We start from the raw sequence: 17,209 nt of genomic DNA, 5'->3' as shown, positions 1-17,209 counted from the left end.
GCCCAGATCCTCCGGATACGCCACAATGCCGCGGTCGCGGAGATCGGACACCTCATGCTCACGGCTCTCCAGACCGAGCGGCGTCACTCCGGCAATGGCGGCCAGAGCTTGCTTTCTTTCCGCCAGGCTGTCTGTTTTGTACAGATAGGCAATCCCTTCCTCCGTGAGCACATGGGTCAGATCATCCCCATAGATCATGACCGGTGTTATCGCGAGACCGGAGGCGTCCTTCACCTTGACCGCATCCAGCCTCTCCACGAAAACCGGCTTTTTATTCGCCCCATAGGTTTCAACCATCTGTACCACCAGCTTGCGTCCTTTGGACAGCTCGGAAGGCTGCTCGTTCATCGCCAGCCAGGCAGCTGACGCATGCCTGCGTCCCCGGGGATCATGCCCCATATTCGGGGCACCGCCGAAGCCGGACAGCCGACCGGCAGTAACTGTGGAGGAGTTCCCGGCATGATCCATTTGCAGCGTTGAGCCGATAAACATATCTACCGCAAACTGACCTGCCACTTGGCACATCGCACGGTTGGACCTCATGGATCCGTCCTTTCCTACAAAGAACACATCCGGCCGTGCCGCGATGTATCTCTCCATGCCCACCTCGCCGCCGAAGCTGTGAATGCTCTCCACCCAGCCCGTTTCGATTGCCGGAATCAGGGTCGGATGCGGATTCAAGGCCCAATGTCTCGCAATTTTACCCTTTAATCCGAGCTGCTCGCCATAGGTTGGCAGCAGCAGTTCAATGGCTGCGGTGTTGTAACCGATCCCGTGATTGAGGGACTGCACTCCATGACGCCCGTAAATCCCTTTGATCGCCATCATGCCCATTAATATTTGCAGCTCGGTGATATGCTGGGGATCGCGGGTAAACAGCGCCTCCAGCGCATAGGGCTTATCCGCCTTCACAATGACATCCACCCAGGAGGAAGGAATATCCGTTCTCGGCAATTCCTCTACGATCTCATTCACCTGCACAATGACGATACCGTCCTTAAACGCCGCTGCTTCTACTATCGTAGGCGTCTCCTCCGTGTTGTTGCCGGTATACAGATTCCCTGCGGTATCGGCCTTGTCTGCCGCGACAAGCACCACATCCGGAATAAGGTCGATGAACAGCCTTCCGAACAGCTCCAAATAAGTATGGATATCGCCAAGCTTCAGCGTCCCGTCCTCAATCATTTGCGCAACACGCAGACTCTGGGATCCGCAATAGGAAAAATCCAGCTTGCCGGCAATACCCTGCTCAAAAATATCCAGATGCTCCGGCCGCGAAACACTCGACATAATCATATGCAGATCGTGTACCTTGGCGGGATCGACCTCCAGCAGCTTTTGCGAGAGAAAAGACGCCTGCTTCTGGTTGTCTCCCTCAAGAACGACCTTAGCACCCGGCTCAATCAACGACTCAAGGACACTTACAATATCGTTCGTATCAATAAATTTTCCGTTCATCCGCGGTTCGATTCCGCTCAGCTTCGATTGCTTCCTGTCCCGCTTCCGGCTCCAGGAACGTAATTCCTTGTTCATTCCGCCTGCGCCTCCCACTTTCTGATCAGATACAATGCGCCTTCCATCCCCGTCTCATCAACTGCAATTCCGCGCAAGCAAGGATGGGCCTGCTTAAGCAGGCCTGTCAACGTGTGTCCTGGCGGCATCTCTATAAAGCAATCCGCACCGCTCTCCACACTTACAGTTGTCATATCATGCCAGCAAACGGGATAAACCGCATTTACCGCCAAATCCTCGGCAATCTTCTGCCTGGACCGGGTCGGTCTTCCCGTATGATTTAGCAAGTATGTCATTTTTGCATCCTGCAGAGGAATCCTTTCCAGCATCCCGGACAATTCAGAAGTCAATCCCTCCATTAAAGGAGAGTGTGAAGGCACCGGTACTTTCAAATGGATCGTCTTCGAAGCGCCCCGCTGTTTGGCTAGCTCGAATGCTCTGCTGATCCCTTCTACCGTGCCTGATAACGCAACTTGCAGTTCTCCATTTACATTGGAGCGGTACACCGGAGACTCATCGCTATGCGCTTGAACAACAATCCGTTCGACCTCTTCCTTCGTCAATCCCATTATTATTCCCATCCCGTAGCCCGCGGGGTAAGCCCGATCCATCCACTGGGCGCGCCCCCATACCATTCTCAGCGCATCCTCAAAGGATATGACCCCTGCGGTGACTGCGGCTGAATAAGCTCCGATCGAATGACCGGCCACAAAATACGGAATTACGCCCTGCTTCATGAACTCATCCGCTACAGCTGTCCCTTTCAGAAACAGTGCGACCTGCGTCCATAGCGTTGAGGTCAAGGCAAGCTCATCATCTCGCGGCATCACGCCAATCACTTCGGCTGCCCTCTCCACGTATGCCGGAATGTCCTGCAGCATATTCGGAGTCTGTGAACCCTGTCCCGGAAATGTAAACACAAGCTTCAGAAGCCCACCTCCTCGCCGGAATTCTTTCCTATGTATCTATTGTATTTATTAGTAAAATAGCTGTAAAATAGTTATATTTATCATTATTAATAACCTGCAGGTTATAAGGGAGTGTCGGATATGGAGCTTTTACAGTTAAAATATTTCCTGACCACAGCCCGGCATGGCAACATGACACGTGCTGCCAAAGAACTCTACATCTCACAGCCCGCACTCAGCAAAATGATCAAAGCACTTGAGACCGAATTGGGTGTTCCGTTATTCGACCGAAAGGGCAAGCACATTGTCCTTAATCCCTATGGAGAGAAGTTTCTGAAGCGGACCAGCCAAGCGTTGTCCGCCTTGGAGCAAGGAGTTGCTGAAGTTACGGAAATGAGCAAGGAGAATGTTGAGATCATTTCCTTATATGTGGCGGTCGGCTCCATGCTTCTGCCCTGGATTGTCCGTCGGTTTCGGGACAAGTATCCCCATATCCGGTTCAACCTGATCCAGCATCCTGGCAAGACCGGGAAGGCGCTGACCTATGACTTTGCAATTACCTCTGAGCCTTTAGGGCATAACGAGCATGTAATTCTGCTTGAAGAAGAGATTATGCTCGGCGTCCCAAGGCAGCATCATCTCAGTGGCAGGAATGAAGTCACCTTATTGGAGCTTGAGCATGAGAAATTTATCAGCTTGACCACCGGTAATCCGCTGCGAAGAACAACGGACCGGTTCTTTGCGGATTTGCCGTTCACCCCCGACATCATCTTCGAGAGTGATGATCCGGCCACCGTAAGAGGCTTGATCGAATCCGGCCTCGGGATCTCCTTTATCCCCTCCATTCTGTGGAGCGGACTCCTTACTGAGGATATCAAGCTGCTGCCGATCCGCGGTCATCGCTGCATTCGCACCATCTATTTATCTTGGCCAACCAAAGAGGAGCCGACAGGCTTGGAGCAATCCTTCCTTGTCTTTATTCAACAGCTTTTCAAAGAGATCCTGCCCGGAAATAGACGCTAGACGCTCTTACGGCATGGCTGATAATTCAGACTAGAGTATGTTTATACATCCAGTTCTGTCACTTCTTTTCTATACTCTCGCTCTGGCTCTCCAGGCGAATGAAGCGGTGTCCACACCTGGGCGAAAAATGGATCCACTTTGGCGCGAGCTGCACAGTTCCAGCTTTCACGTTCACAGACCGGGCACCAGTGCCCCGCTTCCAATACCAGGCGCGGGCTTGCTTCAAAGTCGTGTCCGAAAGCGCAAGTAAACCTCAATTTCCCCCTCCAATCCCCGATATTCATTTCGTTTGAGGAGCAGTGTCCTCCTCGGAATTGAGCAGCTCCTTTCACATCCTCCAGGTTCAACTCCCTTTCCGGCTTGTTCTCATCGTAGCCATGATCAATCCATATGACCCGATCCCAATCCTGAAAGTGCTCGAACTCATTAATATCGGATGGGATTGCCTCCCATGCACGTTTGCTGCCCCAGTAAGCATCGATCTTCTCTTCCATATTCTGCTCGATGAAGCGAACCGTCCCATGCTCCGTACGCGCTTCCTTCAAAAATACTTTCTTCATAATACTTCCCAACAGCTTTTGTCCGCCCGGAAGCTTGCATACGAGGCGGGATATTGGAGCTACCGGTCCTAGTGAATCCAGGTAGGAATCATAGAAATATTGCATACTGTCTCTACGGAAGTGAAGATGCTCCTCCAGCTTGTCCGAATCCAGATAATAGGTTCCATGAAAATTCCGTGTAGCATACCATTTAGGGTTAATAACATATTTCAAATTTTTGAATCCGATCGCCCCATAGAGCTCTTTATACATGGCGTAAGTATCTACCCTGCAGCTTTCGCCGCCGCCAATATTGTACACATGACACCAGAAACCCTCAGACAATTCTCCCGAATAATCCATGCGGCAGAGATTGGCAAGCATTCTGCCGGAATCCCGGTCAGAAACATATTCAAGCACATTATTCAGGCAATTGTGGAACATGATTGCATCCTTGATCTTGCTCATTGCAGGTCCCATTATTCCGGTCTGTCTCAGACTCACCCAGTATGTTAATCCCGATTCGATCAGCAGTCGTTCAGCAGCGATTTTAGATACTGCGTAATAGTCGTAAATGCTTGGCTTGATGGGATCGCCTACCCGCCCCCAATGAATAGGCGGCATCCGGTCCCCGGTTTCAGCAATCGTCCCGATCGACACAACCTTGACTTCCTCCATTCTTCCTTGCTCCTTAATCGCGTGAATGATGTTACGCATGGAACCATAGTTCACCTTCATTGCCAGCTTAGGCTTATAGTCCGCTACAGGAGAGACCAGTGCGGCAACATGCAAGACAATGTCCGCATTTTCGATACATTCATACATATCGTCTTCCTTAGTCAAATCTCCCCAATGGATAGTGAGGCCTTCTTTGTTCTCATAATCCTTTAGAGCTCTGCGATCTGTCTCTGTATCGAGCACCAACAATGTAATATCCAGCTTATCGGTATCCTTTAGCAGCTCTCGAAGCACATGAGAACCCATTCCTCCAGTAGCCCCGGTTAATAATACTCTTCTCTTAATCATCCTTTTTATCTCCCTTCAACTACAAGCTGATAATTATGTTATAATCCAAGTATCTACGACACGGTGTCTATTTTACAACCAACAGTTGATCTTATCTTGATATAAGATAGACACTTGGGATGAATATGTTGGGAGCTCGTCAAAATAGTAAAAATTGAAAGTAAAAAGGATGAATATCATGAGCAATCGTGAAAACCAACGAGTCAGATTGACGAAATCGCTACTGAAGAACAGCCTGATCGAACTAATGCAATCGAAGCCGATTCACAAGGTGACCATTAAAGAACTTTGCGAGCATGCAGGTATTAACCGGTCTACCTTTTACCTTAATTACAAGGACCAGTTCGATCTATTAGAGGATATTGAACAAGAGGTAATGCTTCAAGTGAGGGGGCATATTGAGAGGATTGTTGGAAATTTTCAATTGCTGCAAGGGCTGCTAGAGTATGTGAAGGACAATGGCAGGGTGTTCAGTGTACTTCTCGGACCAACGGGAAATTCCTCGTTTCCTTCCAGCTTCGTCTCTTCAGCGATCACTACCTTGAGAGCGAACCTGCTTTTGACGGGTTCAGAAGCTCAATCAGATTATATTTATCACTATTTGACTATCGGCTGTTTAAGTATGATTAGCCAGTGGATTGATAGGGGCTTTGATTTAAGTACGAAGGAGCTTTCTGATATGATTTTCATGCTGTCTGACGGAGCCGCTTCAGTCTATTCCAATAAGAACACTTGAGTCAATCCAAACCCACTCCCATAAAAAGAAGAGAAAGCGGAAGAATGGCTGCCCATTTTCCCGCTTTCTCTTCTTTTCCAATACCGAACTTAGTTTTACGGCATCTCAGTTACTTTGTCTGCAATGGGCGTTCTTGGCTTCAACGCCGGAATCTCAGCCGGATAACCGACTCCAAGCACGCCGACGACCTCCGCTCCGTCAACCGCACCAAGCAGCTCACGGTTTTGCGGCTGAGCGCCGATCGAGCTCCAGAACACACCCGCTCCCGCCTCTTCGGCCAGCAGCATGAAATTCTGGATGAAGCACGACACCGCCATTACATTCTCGTCTCGCTCCAGCTGCTTGGAGGCAGGCTTCGAGAGCACCGCAAGCGCAATCGGGGCTCCACCCAGATCTGTTTTATGATTCAGCTTGGCCCGGGTCTCCGGCCCGAGGAATAAAATCTCCCACGGCTCATTCATTCGGTGATTTGGTGCATAGCTGGCCGCTTCCAGCCAACTCATTACGTCATCCCTGTTGATGGTTTCCTCCTTGAAGGATTTGATTGTACGACGTCGTTGAATCACTTCTTTTATGCCCATATGCGTATCTCCCCTTTAATCCTTGGTCACAACTCTACCATAATTAAAACCTATGCAGCAATTTGCAATACAATTATAGCAACAAAAAACCGCCATTCGATCTTCATCGGAATGACGGCTCGCAGCTTACGAAAGCTGCATAGTCGAAATACAGGTATTGTCCCCTTCGAAGGTTGAGATTTCTTCCTTGCCGGATTTATCGCCGTGCCCGATCTCCACCTCATACTTACGATCGCGCGGCAGCCAAATATCAATAAATCCATTATTATGAGCCTGCAGCGTATCATCAATGATGACATTCCCGTCCTGATCCGTTACTTTGACTTCAAAGGACTCGCTGCTCATTTCTCCTTGACAGCCGGTCAGGCTATGAATCGCGCAGGGATGCGTCTCGTTGATGTAAGGGGCGATGGAGACAAAGAACTCGTCCTTAGGCAATTCATAAGTAGTCTTTGACTGATCCAAACTCGTTACAATCAACTGATGGGAAGTGATGGATGCACCTTCGGCAGACAGCTTGTCCGTACTGAAATCATTCACCATTTGCTTGATCTCTTCCGCGGATTGGGAAGTCCTCTCCTTGCCCAACTTCCCGCCCGTACAGCCTGATAGCAGCAGACTTATCGAAGCGATCAATAACAGCCAGACTAAATATCTGTTTCTCATCGTTTACCTCCATATTATCCAGGCTCAATTCTTACCCGCCATCATCATATCAGGCTCGCCTCTCGGAAGCAATAAACCAAGTCATTGAAAAAGACGCCCCGAAGAGCGTCTCACATCTTGCCTGCAAATATTACTTGGGTTGGATATAGCCCTCAGCTTTGAGCAGCTCCGCGATCAGCACGGCTCCGCCGGCAGCGCCGCGCAGCGTGTTGTGTGACAATCCTACAAACTTGAAGTCATAGAGCGAATCCTCACGCAGACGTCCGACCGAAACTCCCATTCCGCCTTCGATATCCCGGTCCTGCTTCGTCTGCGGCCGATTATCCTCTTCAAAATAAGTGATGAACTGCTTCGGCGCGCTTGGCAGCCCCAGCTCCTGCGGACGACCGGAAAATTGCTTCCAGCGTGCAAGAATCTCTTCCTTCGATGGTTTATTATCAAAAGAAACAAAGACCGTTGCCAAGTGCCCGTCCGTTACAGGAACCCGGATACATTGAGTCGTAATGAGCGGGGATTCCGTCTTGATGATCTGGCCGTTCTCCACCGATCCCCAGATCCGCAGCGGCTCCTGCTCACTTTTCTCTTCCTCGCCGCCGATGTAAGGGATCACGTTGTCCAGCATTTCAGGCCAATCCGTAAAATTCTTCCCTGCTCCGGAAATGGCTTGATAGGTCGAGGCCACCACATGCCGCGGCTTGAAATCCAGCAGAGCATGAAGTGCCGGCACATAGCTCTGGATCGAGCAGTTCGGTTTAACCGCTATAAAGCCTCTCTCCGTGCCGAGACGTTTTCTTTGCGCCGCGATAACTTCGATATGTCCCGGGTTGACCTCCGGAATCACCATCGGTACATCCGGTGTCCAGCGATGAGCGGAGTTATTGGAGATAACCGGCGTGCCGGTCTTGGCATATGCCTCCTCCAGAGCTTGAATCTCATTCTTCTTCATGTCTACGGCGCAGAAGATGAAGTCAACGTCCTTCGCGACCTTCTCCACCTCGGAAGCATCCTGAACGACAATCTTCTTCACGCCCTCCGGAATGTCTCCCTCCAGCTTCCATCTTCCCTGAACCGCTTCTTCATAGGTCTTCCCTGCGGAATTGGCGCTGGCTGCGATCCCCGTTACCTCGAACCACGGATGGTTCTCCAGCAATTGAACAAAGCGCTGGCCCACCATTCCTGTTCCGCCAACAATACCTGCTCTTAATCTCTGTGCCATCGTATATTCAGATCCCTTCTCTTATTATTTATGTGAGATGAATTAATAATCGAGGTTGTTCAATAAGCCATCTTTCAATCACGCTGAAAAGCCGACTTTTTGAACTCGCAATAATAACGTATGTCAGTACAGCCTCTTAATGTAACAAAAAAATCCCACCCCCAAGACTACGTAGTCCTAGGGACGAGATTGCTTCTCGTGGTACCACCCTACATTTACTAATACGTCGCCGCACCAGCCTCTTCAAGTACGGCGCTGCCTTGGGCAGGCGCGTATACTCTAGCTCTGTAACAGGAGCTCCTGTCGTGCCATCTCCAGTAGATCAAGGTTCCGGCGCGCTGCTCGGAGTCTTTCTTCAATGAACGCTTCCTTACTCCCTTTCAGCAACCGGGAGCTCTCTGCAAAGGATCGCCGTCATTTACTTCTCTCGTCATCGCATTGATATTGTAGCTATATTATCAAATAATCGCCGCAAGATAAACCCCAAATTTAATACAACGTCCGCCATAAGTAAAAAGTCGCATAAGCTTCCCAGCCTTGCCAGCTGTTGAACATTTCCCGCAGCATGTCAAGTGACGGCTTCTTCTCTATGCTTAGAAGGTTCTTGACGGCATTATGAAGACCGACATCTCCGATGGGAAAAGCTGTAGGATCGCCCAAGCAGCGCATCCTGACATAATGGGCCGTCCAGGGGCCGATGCCCCGGATCGAGACCAGCCGCTCCTCCATGGCATCAAAGCTATCCATAGCCAGCAGCCCCTCTCGGGACAGCTTGCCCGCTGCCATCAATCCAGCCACTTCCAGAATCGTCGCACTTTTCATTCGGCTCAGCTTCAGGGCACCGAGCTCGTCAGCGCTCACCGCCAGCATTTGCTCCGGGGTAGGAAAACGCCGATATACGTTCCCTTCCCATGGCACGGAATCGCCGTAAGCGGATGTCAATCGCTCCTTTAAGGTATAGGCAAAGGCCAGATTCACCTGTTGTCCGAGAATCGCCCAGCAAAGCGCCTCAAACAGATCGGGTATGCCCATAAGCCGAAGTCCGTTCAAATTCCGAACTACGCCAGCCAGCCTCGCGTCACTCGATGCCAGTCTATAGAACGGATCCAGATCCCGGTTTAAGTCAAACCAGGTGGTTACGTAAGCCGCTGCTTCCAATTGCTCGGCCTCATTCAATGGTCCGCCGTAAAGCGCCGTGACCACAAGCTCAAGATCATCCTTACTGCTTACTTCGAGAAGCACGTCTCTCCCGGCCAGAGATACCAGCCTGCGAATGTGATCCTCATGCACTTCATACAGACATTCACTGTTTGAGCCTGACAGATAATCCAGACATAACCGAAAGGAAAAGGGTGCGGGAGCAGGCAATTTAAAACTGAAACCGGGCATGTCCGGACATTTCAACCGGCTTCACTCCTTCCAGCCTGAGCAGCATGTCTTTGATTTTCAAGCCTCCCCGGTACCCGACCAGTGTCTGGTTGGACCCGATCACCCGATGACAGGGAACAATAACTGGAACCGGATTGGCCCCGTTAGCCGTTCCAACAGCCCGTACCGCCTTAGGACGTCCAATCGCAGCAGCAATGTCACGATAAGTCTGCACCTCACCATAAGGGATCATCAGAAGGGCCGACCAAACCTCCTTTTGAAACGGTGTGCCGAACAAATCTAGCGGAACCCCTGAAAAATCAACTTGTTCTCCCAAAAAGTAGCCTTTAAGCTTCTCGACAACCCCCATGCCGTCAATCCATTCATCGTTCTCCTCCAAAGTCGTTCCCGGCCTGAACCGCTCAAGCCATGCGGCTGCACTCTCCAACGTATCCTGCGGATACATCAGCCGGCAGACCCCCTGCTCGGTTGCCAATATTGTCCATATCAGACCTTCCCGACCGAACGCCTCCCTGCTCCAATAGACCCTTGAGTCATTCATTAGATTCTATCCCCTTTACTGTAAAGTGCTCTATAATCTCGCGGCGAGCATCCCGCTTCCCGTTTGAACCATACTGTAAAATGTGACGGGCTTCTGAAGCCGACTACTCTGGCGATCATGGCCACGGTCGGCCGATCCTGGGCCAGCAGTTTCTTTGCTTCCTTCATACGAACCTCTTGCAAATATTCAGCAGGAGAATAGCCCTTCACACGTTTATATACTTTTTGCAAATGAAATGGACTGACCGCTAACTGACCAGCCAGTATATTTAATGTCACCGGTCTGGACAGGTCCTGTTCAATCAAGTGATCTACCTTGGCAGCCATCATCTCGTCAGGTCCAAGTTCTCCCGCTTCCTCCGGCTTGCAGCGTTTGCAGGGGCGAAATCCCAGCTTTATTGCTTCCTCTGGAGAGCTCACAAACCGCACATTTTGCGGATAAGGCGTTCTGGCCCGACAGGATGGACGACAGAAGATGCGGGTCGTCCGGACACAAGTATAATAGATTCCGTCATAGGTATGTTCCTTGGCGAGCACCGAAGCATAGATCAAGTCAAAGAGCTTCTGTTCCACTGATTATCGCCTCCTATTGCAAGTATAACCCGAACACCCGTTTCCTTAAAGCCGTCTCGGCTACGATAGCAACAATTCGACATTCCGATAACATGATGAGACCCAAAAAAACAAGCCCCCGCAGATCGATCCGGGAGCTTGTCAGTATTATAAATCCAAGGTCATAAATACGCTATTAGGATCCTCGGAATAATCCGAGAAAGGCTCACAGTACTGAAAACCGAAAGCCTCATACAGTCTGCGAGCCGGGTTAAAGGCTGCCATCGAGCCTGTCTCAAGACTGAGCTTGCGATAACCCCGCTTGCGCGCCTCATCAACCAGGAATTGCAGCAGGCTTCGAGCTACCCCTTTTCGCAAATAGGCCGAGGAGGTCTTCATCGATTTGATCTCCGCATGTAAGGCATCCAGCTCCTTCAGCGCCCCGCAACCTGCCAATTCTTCACCGTTCCACGCGCTCCAGAACGTAATTCCCGGGCCCTTTAATTTGTCTAGATCGAGGGCATGCACGCTTTCAGGCGGCGAATGAAGATACATGCTATGCAAATGCTCTCCGATCAATGCCGCTATTTCGCTTCCAGACAGGTCGTCCCTCTTGATCTCGTACATCATATCGTTCTCCTTTGCTCCCTAACTTATTTTTTCTCTAAGTTATTACTCCAGTATCGTGTCAAGCTCCTCAGGAAGATCGGATTTTTTCGTCACCAATAGCCTATGAATCCGGTGGTGGCCGACCTCTTTTACAGCAAACACATACCCGTTGTATTCAAAAATCGGCTTCTCCTGAATCGTAGGAATCCGGTGAAGCATTCCGATCATAAACCCGCTAAGGGTCTCATATTCATCATCCGGCAGCGCAATCCCCAGCACTTCCCGCGCATCGTGCAAAGCCATCGTGCCTTTGAACAGATAACCGCCTTCCGGGGTCATTTCATATTCCTGTTCATCCTCGTCATGCTCGTCAAAGATATTGCCTACGATCTCCTCAAGCAAATCCTCCATCGTGACAATCCCCGCCGTACCTCCGTATTCATCCACGGCAATAGCCATGTGTACGCGGTTCTGTTGGAGCTCTTCAAATAAATCCCGGGCATTTTTCGAATCCGGCACGAAATAGGCCTTGTTCACATGATCTCTCAGATCCCAAGTCTCTGTGTCCGGCTTCCGGAAATAACCCAGCAGATCCTTGCTGTGGAAGATACCGATGATATTGTCGATAGTATCTTCATACACCGGGAAACGCGTGTACTGTTCCTCGTCCGCCAGTCTGGCGACCGAGACCATATCCAAATTGACCGGGATCGCTACCACATTGAGCCGATGAGTCATAATATCCGAGACCGTCCGGTTATCAAAGTCGAAAATATTGTTGATCATCAGCTTCTCGCTGGCTTGAATCGTGCCGAGCTCTGTCCCTGTATCCAGCATCATGCGGATTTCTTCCTCTGACACCTCTTCATCATCGGAATTGGGATCCAGCCCGAAGGCCTTAACGAGCAGGTTTGTTGATGCCGTAAGCAGCTTGACAAAAGGAGCCGTTACCTTCGACAACACCGACAGCACATCTGCTGCCAGCATGGCCATGCCCTCGGCCCGCTTCATGGCAATCCGCTTCGGGACGAGCTCCCCAAGCACCAGCTGGAAGTAAGACAGCACCAACGTAATCACGATGAGAGACAAGGTGCTTAACAGCGACGGGGACAAAGGAACGCCCCACTTAATCAGTAATGCCGCCAGGTCTCCGGCAAAGCTCTCGCCGGCAAAGGCACTGGCAAAAAAGCCTGCCAACGTAATCCCGATCTGAATCGTTGCCAGAAAACGGCTTGGTTCTCCCAGCAAGCTGACAAGCAGCTTGGCCTTGCGGTGTCCTTGCAGCGCCATGTTTCTAATTTTGTTATCGTTCAGGGAGATTAATGCAATTTCGGAAGCTGCGAAAAAAGCATTAATTAGAATGAGTACAAGGATGATGAGCAATTCAAACATCGTTTTCGTCCTCTCTGCGGAAGATATGTACGTTGCCCTTAACCTCCCCCCATTCGCGGCAGGAGTATGCATCTGACACTTTCGCATTCTATAAGTTAGGGCCGTCAATAAAAATATTATATCATCTGGCGGAGCATTCACAAAGGACGGCGGATGTCTTCCTCCTGCGCCAAAACCTAAAATAAGCCTCCGCTCCAGGTCCTATTGGCCTGAGTGGAGGCTTATCCTCTCTTTGCATTAATCATGCGCAGTGCTTAGCTTGCCGGCTCCCATTTACAACGGACCGGTGAAGTAATCGCTGCTTCCGCCTTCAATTCCTTGAACGCCTTGTCAATCTCCTTGCGGTCAAGCCCGCTCAGCTTCTCCACCTCTCCTGCGCTGACCGGCTTGCCGGCTTCCTTCATTGCAGCCATAACTTGTTCCTTAATGCTCAAGCTTAAGTCACCTCATTTCCCGAATATTATCTTTACCATATCAGAACAATAAGAGGGATTACAGCTTGTTCAACAAATGTTCATCAACCGATTAGATAGGGTCATGAACCTGAACCTTTTCTGCCGTCTTCACATTTCTGCCGCCCAGCTTGAACACCAAAATTCCGCCGATCAGAATCAACACTCCGGCCAGCTTATTCCAGGAGAATGGAACCTTTTCAAGGCCAAGCCAGCCCATCGTGTCCCAGATCATCGCCGTTACCAGTTGGGTAATCAGCACAATAGAGATCGCGAAGGTCGGTCCGAGACGTCTGACACCCTGCACCACACAAGTGACCACCCCTACCCCGATAATTCCACTGAACCAATACCAAGTCTGCATAGAGCTCAAATCCAGACGGAACATATCTCCGCCTTCGAACACAACGCCCAGCAGCAAGGATGCCGCAAATCCCAATCCAAGCACCAGCGTCGTAGTCATCCATGACCCGGTATGCTCATTCACCTTGCTGTTGAATATATTTTGCAGCCCGACCAGCGCACCCGCTACAATCGAGAATAACAGTCCCATTAGCATTTTGCCTTTCCTGCCTCTCTATCCTCAAGATTCATAGCTTCCATATTTGGACAGCTCCTTCAGCTCCTCCCGGTTCCGCAGTGTAATACCATCCAGCTCGCGTTCGACAAGCCCCGCTTCCGTCCATTGCGACAATATCCGATTCATGTGCCGGTAGCTGACGCCAATCATGCCTGCCGCATCCTTTAGAATCTCCAGCTTGATCCGGCTGTTCACCGCTTCTTCCGTGCCATCATCAACAATGGATAACAGATAGCTGGCTAACCGGACCTCCGCTGGATACAGCAAATTGAAGCTGAGCGAGCTTGACTTCATAAAGAACTTTTTCGTAATGATATCCAGCATGAATCTCAAAAATGCGGCATTCTGGTCTCCAAACCGATCCAGCCACCGGTATTGGACGGCAAGCATCTGAACCGGCGTCACGGCTTCAACCGTATTGAGCGTTTCGCAGCGCTGGATATACTCAATGTCTCCTACCAGATCAAGCGGGGTTTTAAAAGAGAGCACCAGTGTCTTTCCCTCGGATGAGGTGGTGTAAATTTTGATTTTTCCGTGGACCAGAAAATAAAGCGTATCGGCAGCTTCTCCCTGCGAGCAGACCCATTCTCCAGGCTGATAGCTCGAGAGTGACATATAAGGCAGAATCTCCTCCGGAACTACATTGAGAAGTCCAAATTCCGTTAAATAATCCTTGATCGTTCTCTGCTTCTCTTCCATAAACGTCTTACCTCCATCCCATCACAACAACACCTGCGATCATCATGCCGATGCCGATAAATTGAGGCAGCTTCATCTGTTGCTTCGCCAGTCCGAACCAACCGAAGCTGTCTATCAGGAAGGTAACGAGCAATTGGGCGATTAAGACCGAAGAAGTGCTGAAGGTGACGCCGACCAGCTCGATCGCTTTTACATTGCTGAAAATAACGATTGCCGCGAAGGACCCGCCGGCTAAGTAAAGGGGCTTCACCCGCTTGAATTGACGAGGATGTCCATCCTTGAATGCCAACAATACAAGCAATGCAACCACAAATCCAGTGCATTGCGTTAGGGCTGCCGCCTGCCAGGTCCCAAGATCCTGACTGATCCGGGCATTGGCAACCCCTTGAAAAGTGATAAATGCTCCGCCAAGAATGGCAAATAAAATTCCTCTCATCCTCTATCGATCCTCCAAAAGTTCTGCTAAAGCTACTTTAATGGCATATCGTCAAACTTGAAAGGACATATGTCCTTCATGTGATTAATTATTAATGATATTACTCCTCCTTATAGCCTGCTGACATGACATGGGAATTGGACTATTTTACCCCTCGTTTATAAGATAATCCCCCTATTTGAAACCCTTTTCTTACGTTACTATTTTGCTAACAGCCAGATTTCGCGCACAACAATCAAATTTGGGGGGAATTCTGTTGAAAAGAACTTCTATCGTTTTACTGAGCATCATGATGTTGTTCTCCATGTTTATCGCCGCCTGCGGAAATAGTAATAACAATGCAGGCAACAATGCACCGGCATCCGGCAACACAGACACCAACACCAATCAGCCCGTTGCCGAAGAACCGGCAAAAGATGCCGAGAAGGTTACGCTGCGCGTATTCTCTACTTTTGGCGGAACCGACGCTGCACGCGATGCGTTCCAGGCGGTCATTGATGAATTTACAGCAAGCCACCCGAACGTAACGATTGAAAATGACACCATGTCGGCAAATGATGACGGATTCCGTACTAAGGTAAATACGGATATGACCAGCGGCAATGAGCCGGATCTCCTCTTCTACTTTATCGGAGCTGATGCCGAGGGCTTTGTCAATGCCGGTAAAGTCGTTCCATTAAACGAGATTCTGGACGCGAATGCGGACTGGAAGAACGGATTCATTCCAGATGCACTGGAACTGGCAAGACAGGCGGATGGAAACATCTATGCCGCTCCATTGACCGGCTTCTACGAAGGTCTGTTCGTGAACAAGAAGATCTTTGAGGATAACGGATTGGAATTACCTACGGATTGGACAAAGCTGACTACTGCCGTCAAGGCGCTTGCAGCAAAGGATATTATTCCTCTCTCCGTTCCATTCGATCAATCTCACTATTTGATCGAGCACACCATCCTCTCGGCTGCTGGACCGGCTGGACAGGACAAAGGACTGGCCGAAGGGATTGAACCGAATTGGGAGAAGGCCTATGCAGCAATGAAGGAGCTTTACGAGCTCGGCGCCTTTCCGAAGGATGCTGCGACCATCGACCTGAATATGACCGGTAACTATTATAGTGAAGGCCTTGCAGCCATGACCATTGAAGGCTCCTGGGCCATCGGCGGCTGGAGTGATGATACGCGTGCCAACACTACGGTAATACCTTTCCCTACTGTGCCTGGCGGTGCAGGCAGCGGTAACGATATTGTCGGCGGTTTCGGCTCCGGATTCTATCTGTCCAAGGCCACTTACGACGATGCAGCCAAGAAAGACACGGCGATTGAGCTGTTGAAGCATCTGACATCACCAAACAGTATCAAGACTATTGCCAGTGCGAATGGCGGAACGCCTGCAGCCGATGTGGAGGTCACAGGTCTCCAGCAGGTTCAGCTTGACGGCTTCGCAATGACAGCCAAGGCCGATTCAATCAGCGCGCCAGTGGACAGCAAGGTAGCTCCTGAGACCTTCTCCGATCTTCGTGCCAGTGTTCAGCAGGTTGTAACGGGGAAGAAGACGCCAACCGAAGCGATTGAAAGTGCCAAAAAAGTTGAGGATGCCAATAAGAACTAAACTGTTCACTGGCGAACTTCACTGCTAGGAACGCTTGCGCCGCCCCCTTCTCTTCCATTCGGGCGGCGCACCCGTTTGCCTAAGCTATATAAGTTGAACTGATTCTAAGCAGTAACCGGGCAAAAGTGTGAAATGAATCATATGAAACGACAGTGGTCGCCTTTGTGAGCGGATTTCCCCCTTGTCATGGCTTAGTGCAATCAAAGAAATCCGCGAACAACAGCGATCGTAAGATCATTTCACACGGCTGCCCCATTACGCATAAGTATTTGTCCAATTTATATAGCCACTACTTTACAGCAAGGGTGATGATGATGAAGGGTGATCGGAAATACATCTTCCTGTTTCTCCTCCCGGCAGCAGTCCTGATGAGTGTATTCATGTACTACCCTTTCTTTAAGAGCTTGTACTTAAGCTTCTTCCGGACCAAGGGCTTTTTCGACAAAAAATTTATCGGCTGGGATAACTACACTCGGCTGTTTACGGACGATTTGCTCGGCGCTGCCACGCTGCACACACTTGAAATCATGCTGTATGTCATCTTGTTTCAAGTCGGAATCGCGCTTGTCCTTGCAGTCATGGTGGATCTGATCGGCAAGCTGAAGGGCTTTTACCGTACCGTCTTTTTCTTCCCTGTCGTCATTTCGGGAACGGCAATCTCGCTTTTATTTGTGCTTTTTTACAACTACAATTTCGGTCTGCTTAACAGTGTGCTTGCCAATTTCGGAATTGACAAAGTGCTGT

The 17,209-nt window shown here is 50.0% G+C and carries 19 protein-coding genes and 1 other annotated feature; of the genes, 4 read left to right on the top strand and 15 right to left on the bottom strand.

Going from position 1 to position 17,209, the window contains the following annotated elements; all coding sequences use genetic code 11:
• Together mdcA and TX85_RS07920 are read right to left on the bottom strand one after the other, a co-directional pair.
• Window positions 1-1,533 (bottom strand): malonate decarboxylase subunit alpha (mdcA, locus tag TX85_RS07925; protein ID WP_044478563.1); only part of this gene is annotated, 1,533 nt, incomplete at its 3' end.
• Window positions 1,530-2,432 (bottom strand): ACP S-malonyltransferase, encoded by a 903-nt coding sequence (locus TX85_RS07920; RefSeq protein ID WP_233500647.1) that lies wholly within the window; start codon window positions 2,430-2,432, stop codon window positions 1,530-1,532. The genes TX85_RS07920 and mdcA, both read right to left, overlap by 4 nt.
• 129 nt (window positions 2,433-2,561) lie before the next feature.
• On the opposite strand from TX85_RS07920, the gene TX85_RS07915 reads away from it, so the two are divergent.
• Entirely contained in the window at window positions 2,562-3,443 is an 882-nt protein-coding gene (locus TX85_RS07915) for a LysR family transcriptional regulator (protein WP_044478562.1), read from the top strand.
• A gap of 41 nt (window positions 3,444-3,484) precedes the next feature.
• Here TX85_RS07915 and TX85_RS07910 read toward each other — a convergent pair whose 3' ends face one another.
• A complete protein-coding gene (locus TX85_RS07910; RefSeq protein ID WP_044478561.1) occupies window positions 3,485-5,008 on the bottom strand; it encodes an NAD-dependent epimerase/dehydratase family protein in 1,524 nt (507 codons plus the stop codon).
• Between the two features lie 178 nt (window positions 5,009-5,186).
• On the opposite strand from TX85_RS07910, the gene TX85_RS07905 reads away from it, so the two are divergent.
• Window positions 5,187-5,744: a TetR/AcrR family transcriptional regulator gene (locus TX85_RS07905; RefSeq protein ID WP_044478560.1), complete on the top strand. Its 558-nt coding sequence runs from the start codon at window positions 5,187-5,189 to the stop codon at window positions 5,742-5,744.
• A gap of 95 nt (window positions 5,745-5,839) precedes the next feature.
• Here the strand turns inward: TX85_RS07905 and TX85_RS07900 are convergent, their stop codons facing one another.
• The 12 genes from TX85_RS07900 to TX85_RS07845 all read right to left on the bottom strand — a co-directional run bounded on the left by TX85_RS07900 (window position 5,840) and on the right by TX85_RS07845 (window position 14,856).
• Entirely contained in the window at window positions 5,840-6,325 is a 486-nt protein-coding gene (locus TX85_RS07900) for a nitroreductase family protein (protein ID WP_044478559.1), read from the bottom strand.
• A 126-nt stretch (window positions 6,326-6,451) separates the two neighbouring features.
• A complete protein-coding gene (locus tag TX85_RS07895; protein ID WP_044478557.1) occupies window positions 6,452-6,991 on the bottom strand; it encodes a CueP family metal-binding protein in 540 nt (179 codons plus the stop codon).
• Between the two features lie 130 nt (window positions 6,992-7,121).
• A complete protein-coding gene (gene asd, locus TX85_RS07890; protein ID WP_044478556.1) occupies window positions 7,122-8,207 on the bottom strand; it encodes an aspartate-semialdehyde dehydrogenase in 1,086 nt (361 codons plus the stop codon).
• A 176-nt stretch (window positions 8,208-8,383) separates the two neighbouring features.
• Window positions 8,384-8,650: a binding site (T-box leader), on the bottom strand.
• Between the two features lie 46 nt (window positions 8,651-8,696).
• Window positions 8,697-9,596: a DNA-3-methyladenine glycosylase family protein gene (locus tag TX85_RS07885; RefSeq protein WP_044479893.1), complete on the bottom strand. Its 900-nt coding sequence runs from the start codon at window positions 9,594-9,596 to the stop codon at window positions 8,697-8,699.
• On the bottom strand, window positions 9,577-10,137 hold the full coding sequence (locus TX85_RS07880; RefSeq protein ID WP_044478555.1) for a methylated-DNA--[protein]-cysteine S-methyltransferase: 561 nt from the start codon (window positions 10,135-10,137) through the stop codon (window positions 9,577-9,579). The genes TX85_RS07885 and TX85_RS07880 overlap by 20 nt, the downstream gene beginning before the upstream one ends.
• Window positions 10,137-10,709, bottom strand: coding sequence for a bifunctional transcriptional activator/DNA repair enzyme AdaA (locus tag TX85_RS07875; RefSeq protein WP_044478554.1), 573 nt, complete (start codon window positions 10,707-10,709; stop codon window positions 10,137-10,139). Before TX85_RS07875 ends, TX85_RS07880 begins: the two co-directional genes overlap by 1 nt.
• A gap of 147 nt (window positions 10,710-10,856) precedes the next feature.
• Complete coding sequence (locus TX85_RS07870; protein ID WP_044478553.1) at window positions 10,857-11,315, bottom strand: GNAT family N-acetyltransferase; 459 nt, start codon at window positions 11,313-11,315, stop codon at window positions 10,857-10,859.
• A 45-nt stretch (window positions 11,316-11,360) separates the two neighbouring features.
• A complete protein-coding gene (locus TX85_RS07865) occupies window positions 11,361-12,689 on the bottom strand; it encodes a hemolysin family protein (protein ID WP_044478551.1) in 1,329 nt (442 codons plus the stop codon).
• Window positions 12,690-12,943: 254 nt separating this feature from the next.
• Window positions 12,944-13,123 (bottom strand): transcriptional regulator, encoded by a 180-nt coding sequence (locus tag TX85_RS07860; protein ID WP_044478550.1) that lies wholly within the window; start codon window positions 13,121-13,123, stop codon window positions 12,944-12,946.
• Between the two features lie 91 nt (window positions 13,124-13,214).
• Window positions 13,215-13,700 carry a DMT family transporter gene (locus TX85_RS07855; RefSeq protein WP_044478548.1) on the bottom strand — a complete coding sequence of 162 codons (486 nt, stop codon included), beginning with the start codon at window positions 13,698-13,700 and terminating at the stop codon, window positions 13,215-13,217.
• Between the two features lie 24 nt (window positions 13,701-13,724).
• Window positions 13,725-14,420, bottom strand: coding sequence for a Crp/Fnr family transcriptional regulator (locus tag TX85_RS07850; protein ID WP_044478547.1), 696 nt, complete (start codon window positions 14,418-14,420; stop codon window positions 13,725-13,727).
• Between the two features lie 7 nt (window positions 14,421-14,427).
• The gene (locus tag TX85_RS07845) at window positions 14,428-14,856 is read right to left on the bottom strand and encodes a DMT family transporter (protein WP_044478546.1); all 429 of its coding nucleotides are present in this window, start codon (window positions 14,854-14,856) and stop codon (window positions 14,428-14,430) included.
• A 256-nt stretch (window positions 14,857-15,112) separates the two neighbouring features.
• Here TX85_RS07845 and TX85_RS07840 point away from each other — a divergent pair, with 256 nt between their 5' ends.
• Together TX85_RS07840 and TX85_RS27445 are read left to right on the top strand one after the other, a co-directional pair.
• Window positions 15,113-16,465, top strand: coding sequence for an ABC transporter substrate-binding protein (locus tag TX85_RS07840; protein ID WP_044478545.1), 1,353 nt, complete (start codon window positions 15,113-15,115; stop codon window positions 16,463-16,465).
• A 314-nt stretch (window positions 16,466-16,779) separates the two neighbouring features.
• On the top strand, window positions 16,780-17,209 hold a 430-nt coding region (locus tag TX85_RS27445; RefSeq protein WP_316244891.1), incomplete at its 3' end, for a carbohydrate ABC transporter permease.

This window comes from Paenibacillus antibioticophila (assembly GCF_000455265.1).
In the GTDB taxonomy this organism is placed as follows: domain Bacteria; phylum Bacillota; class Bacilli; order Paenibacillales; family Paenibacillaceae; genus Fontibacillus; species Fontibacillus antibioticophila.
Note: the sequence above shows the minus strand (reverse complement) of the source record. Positions and strands in the feature narration are given on the sequence as shown.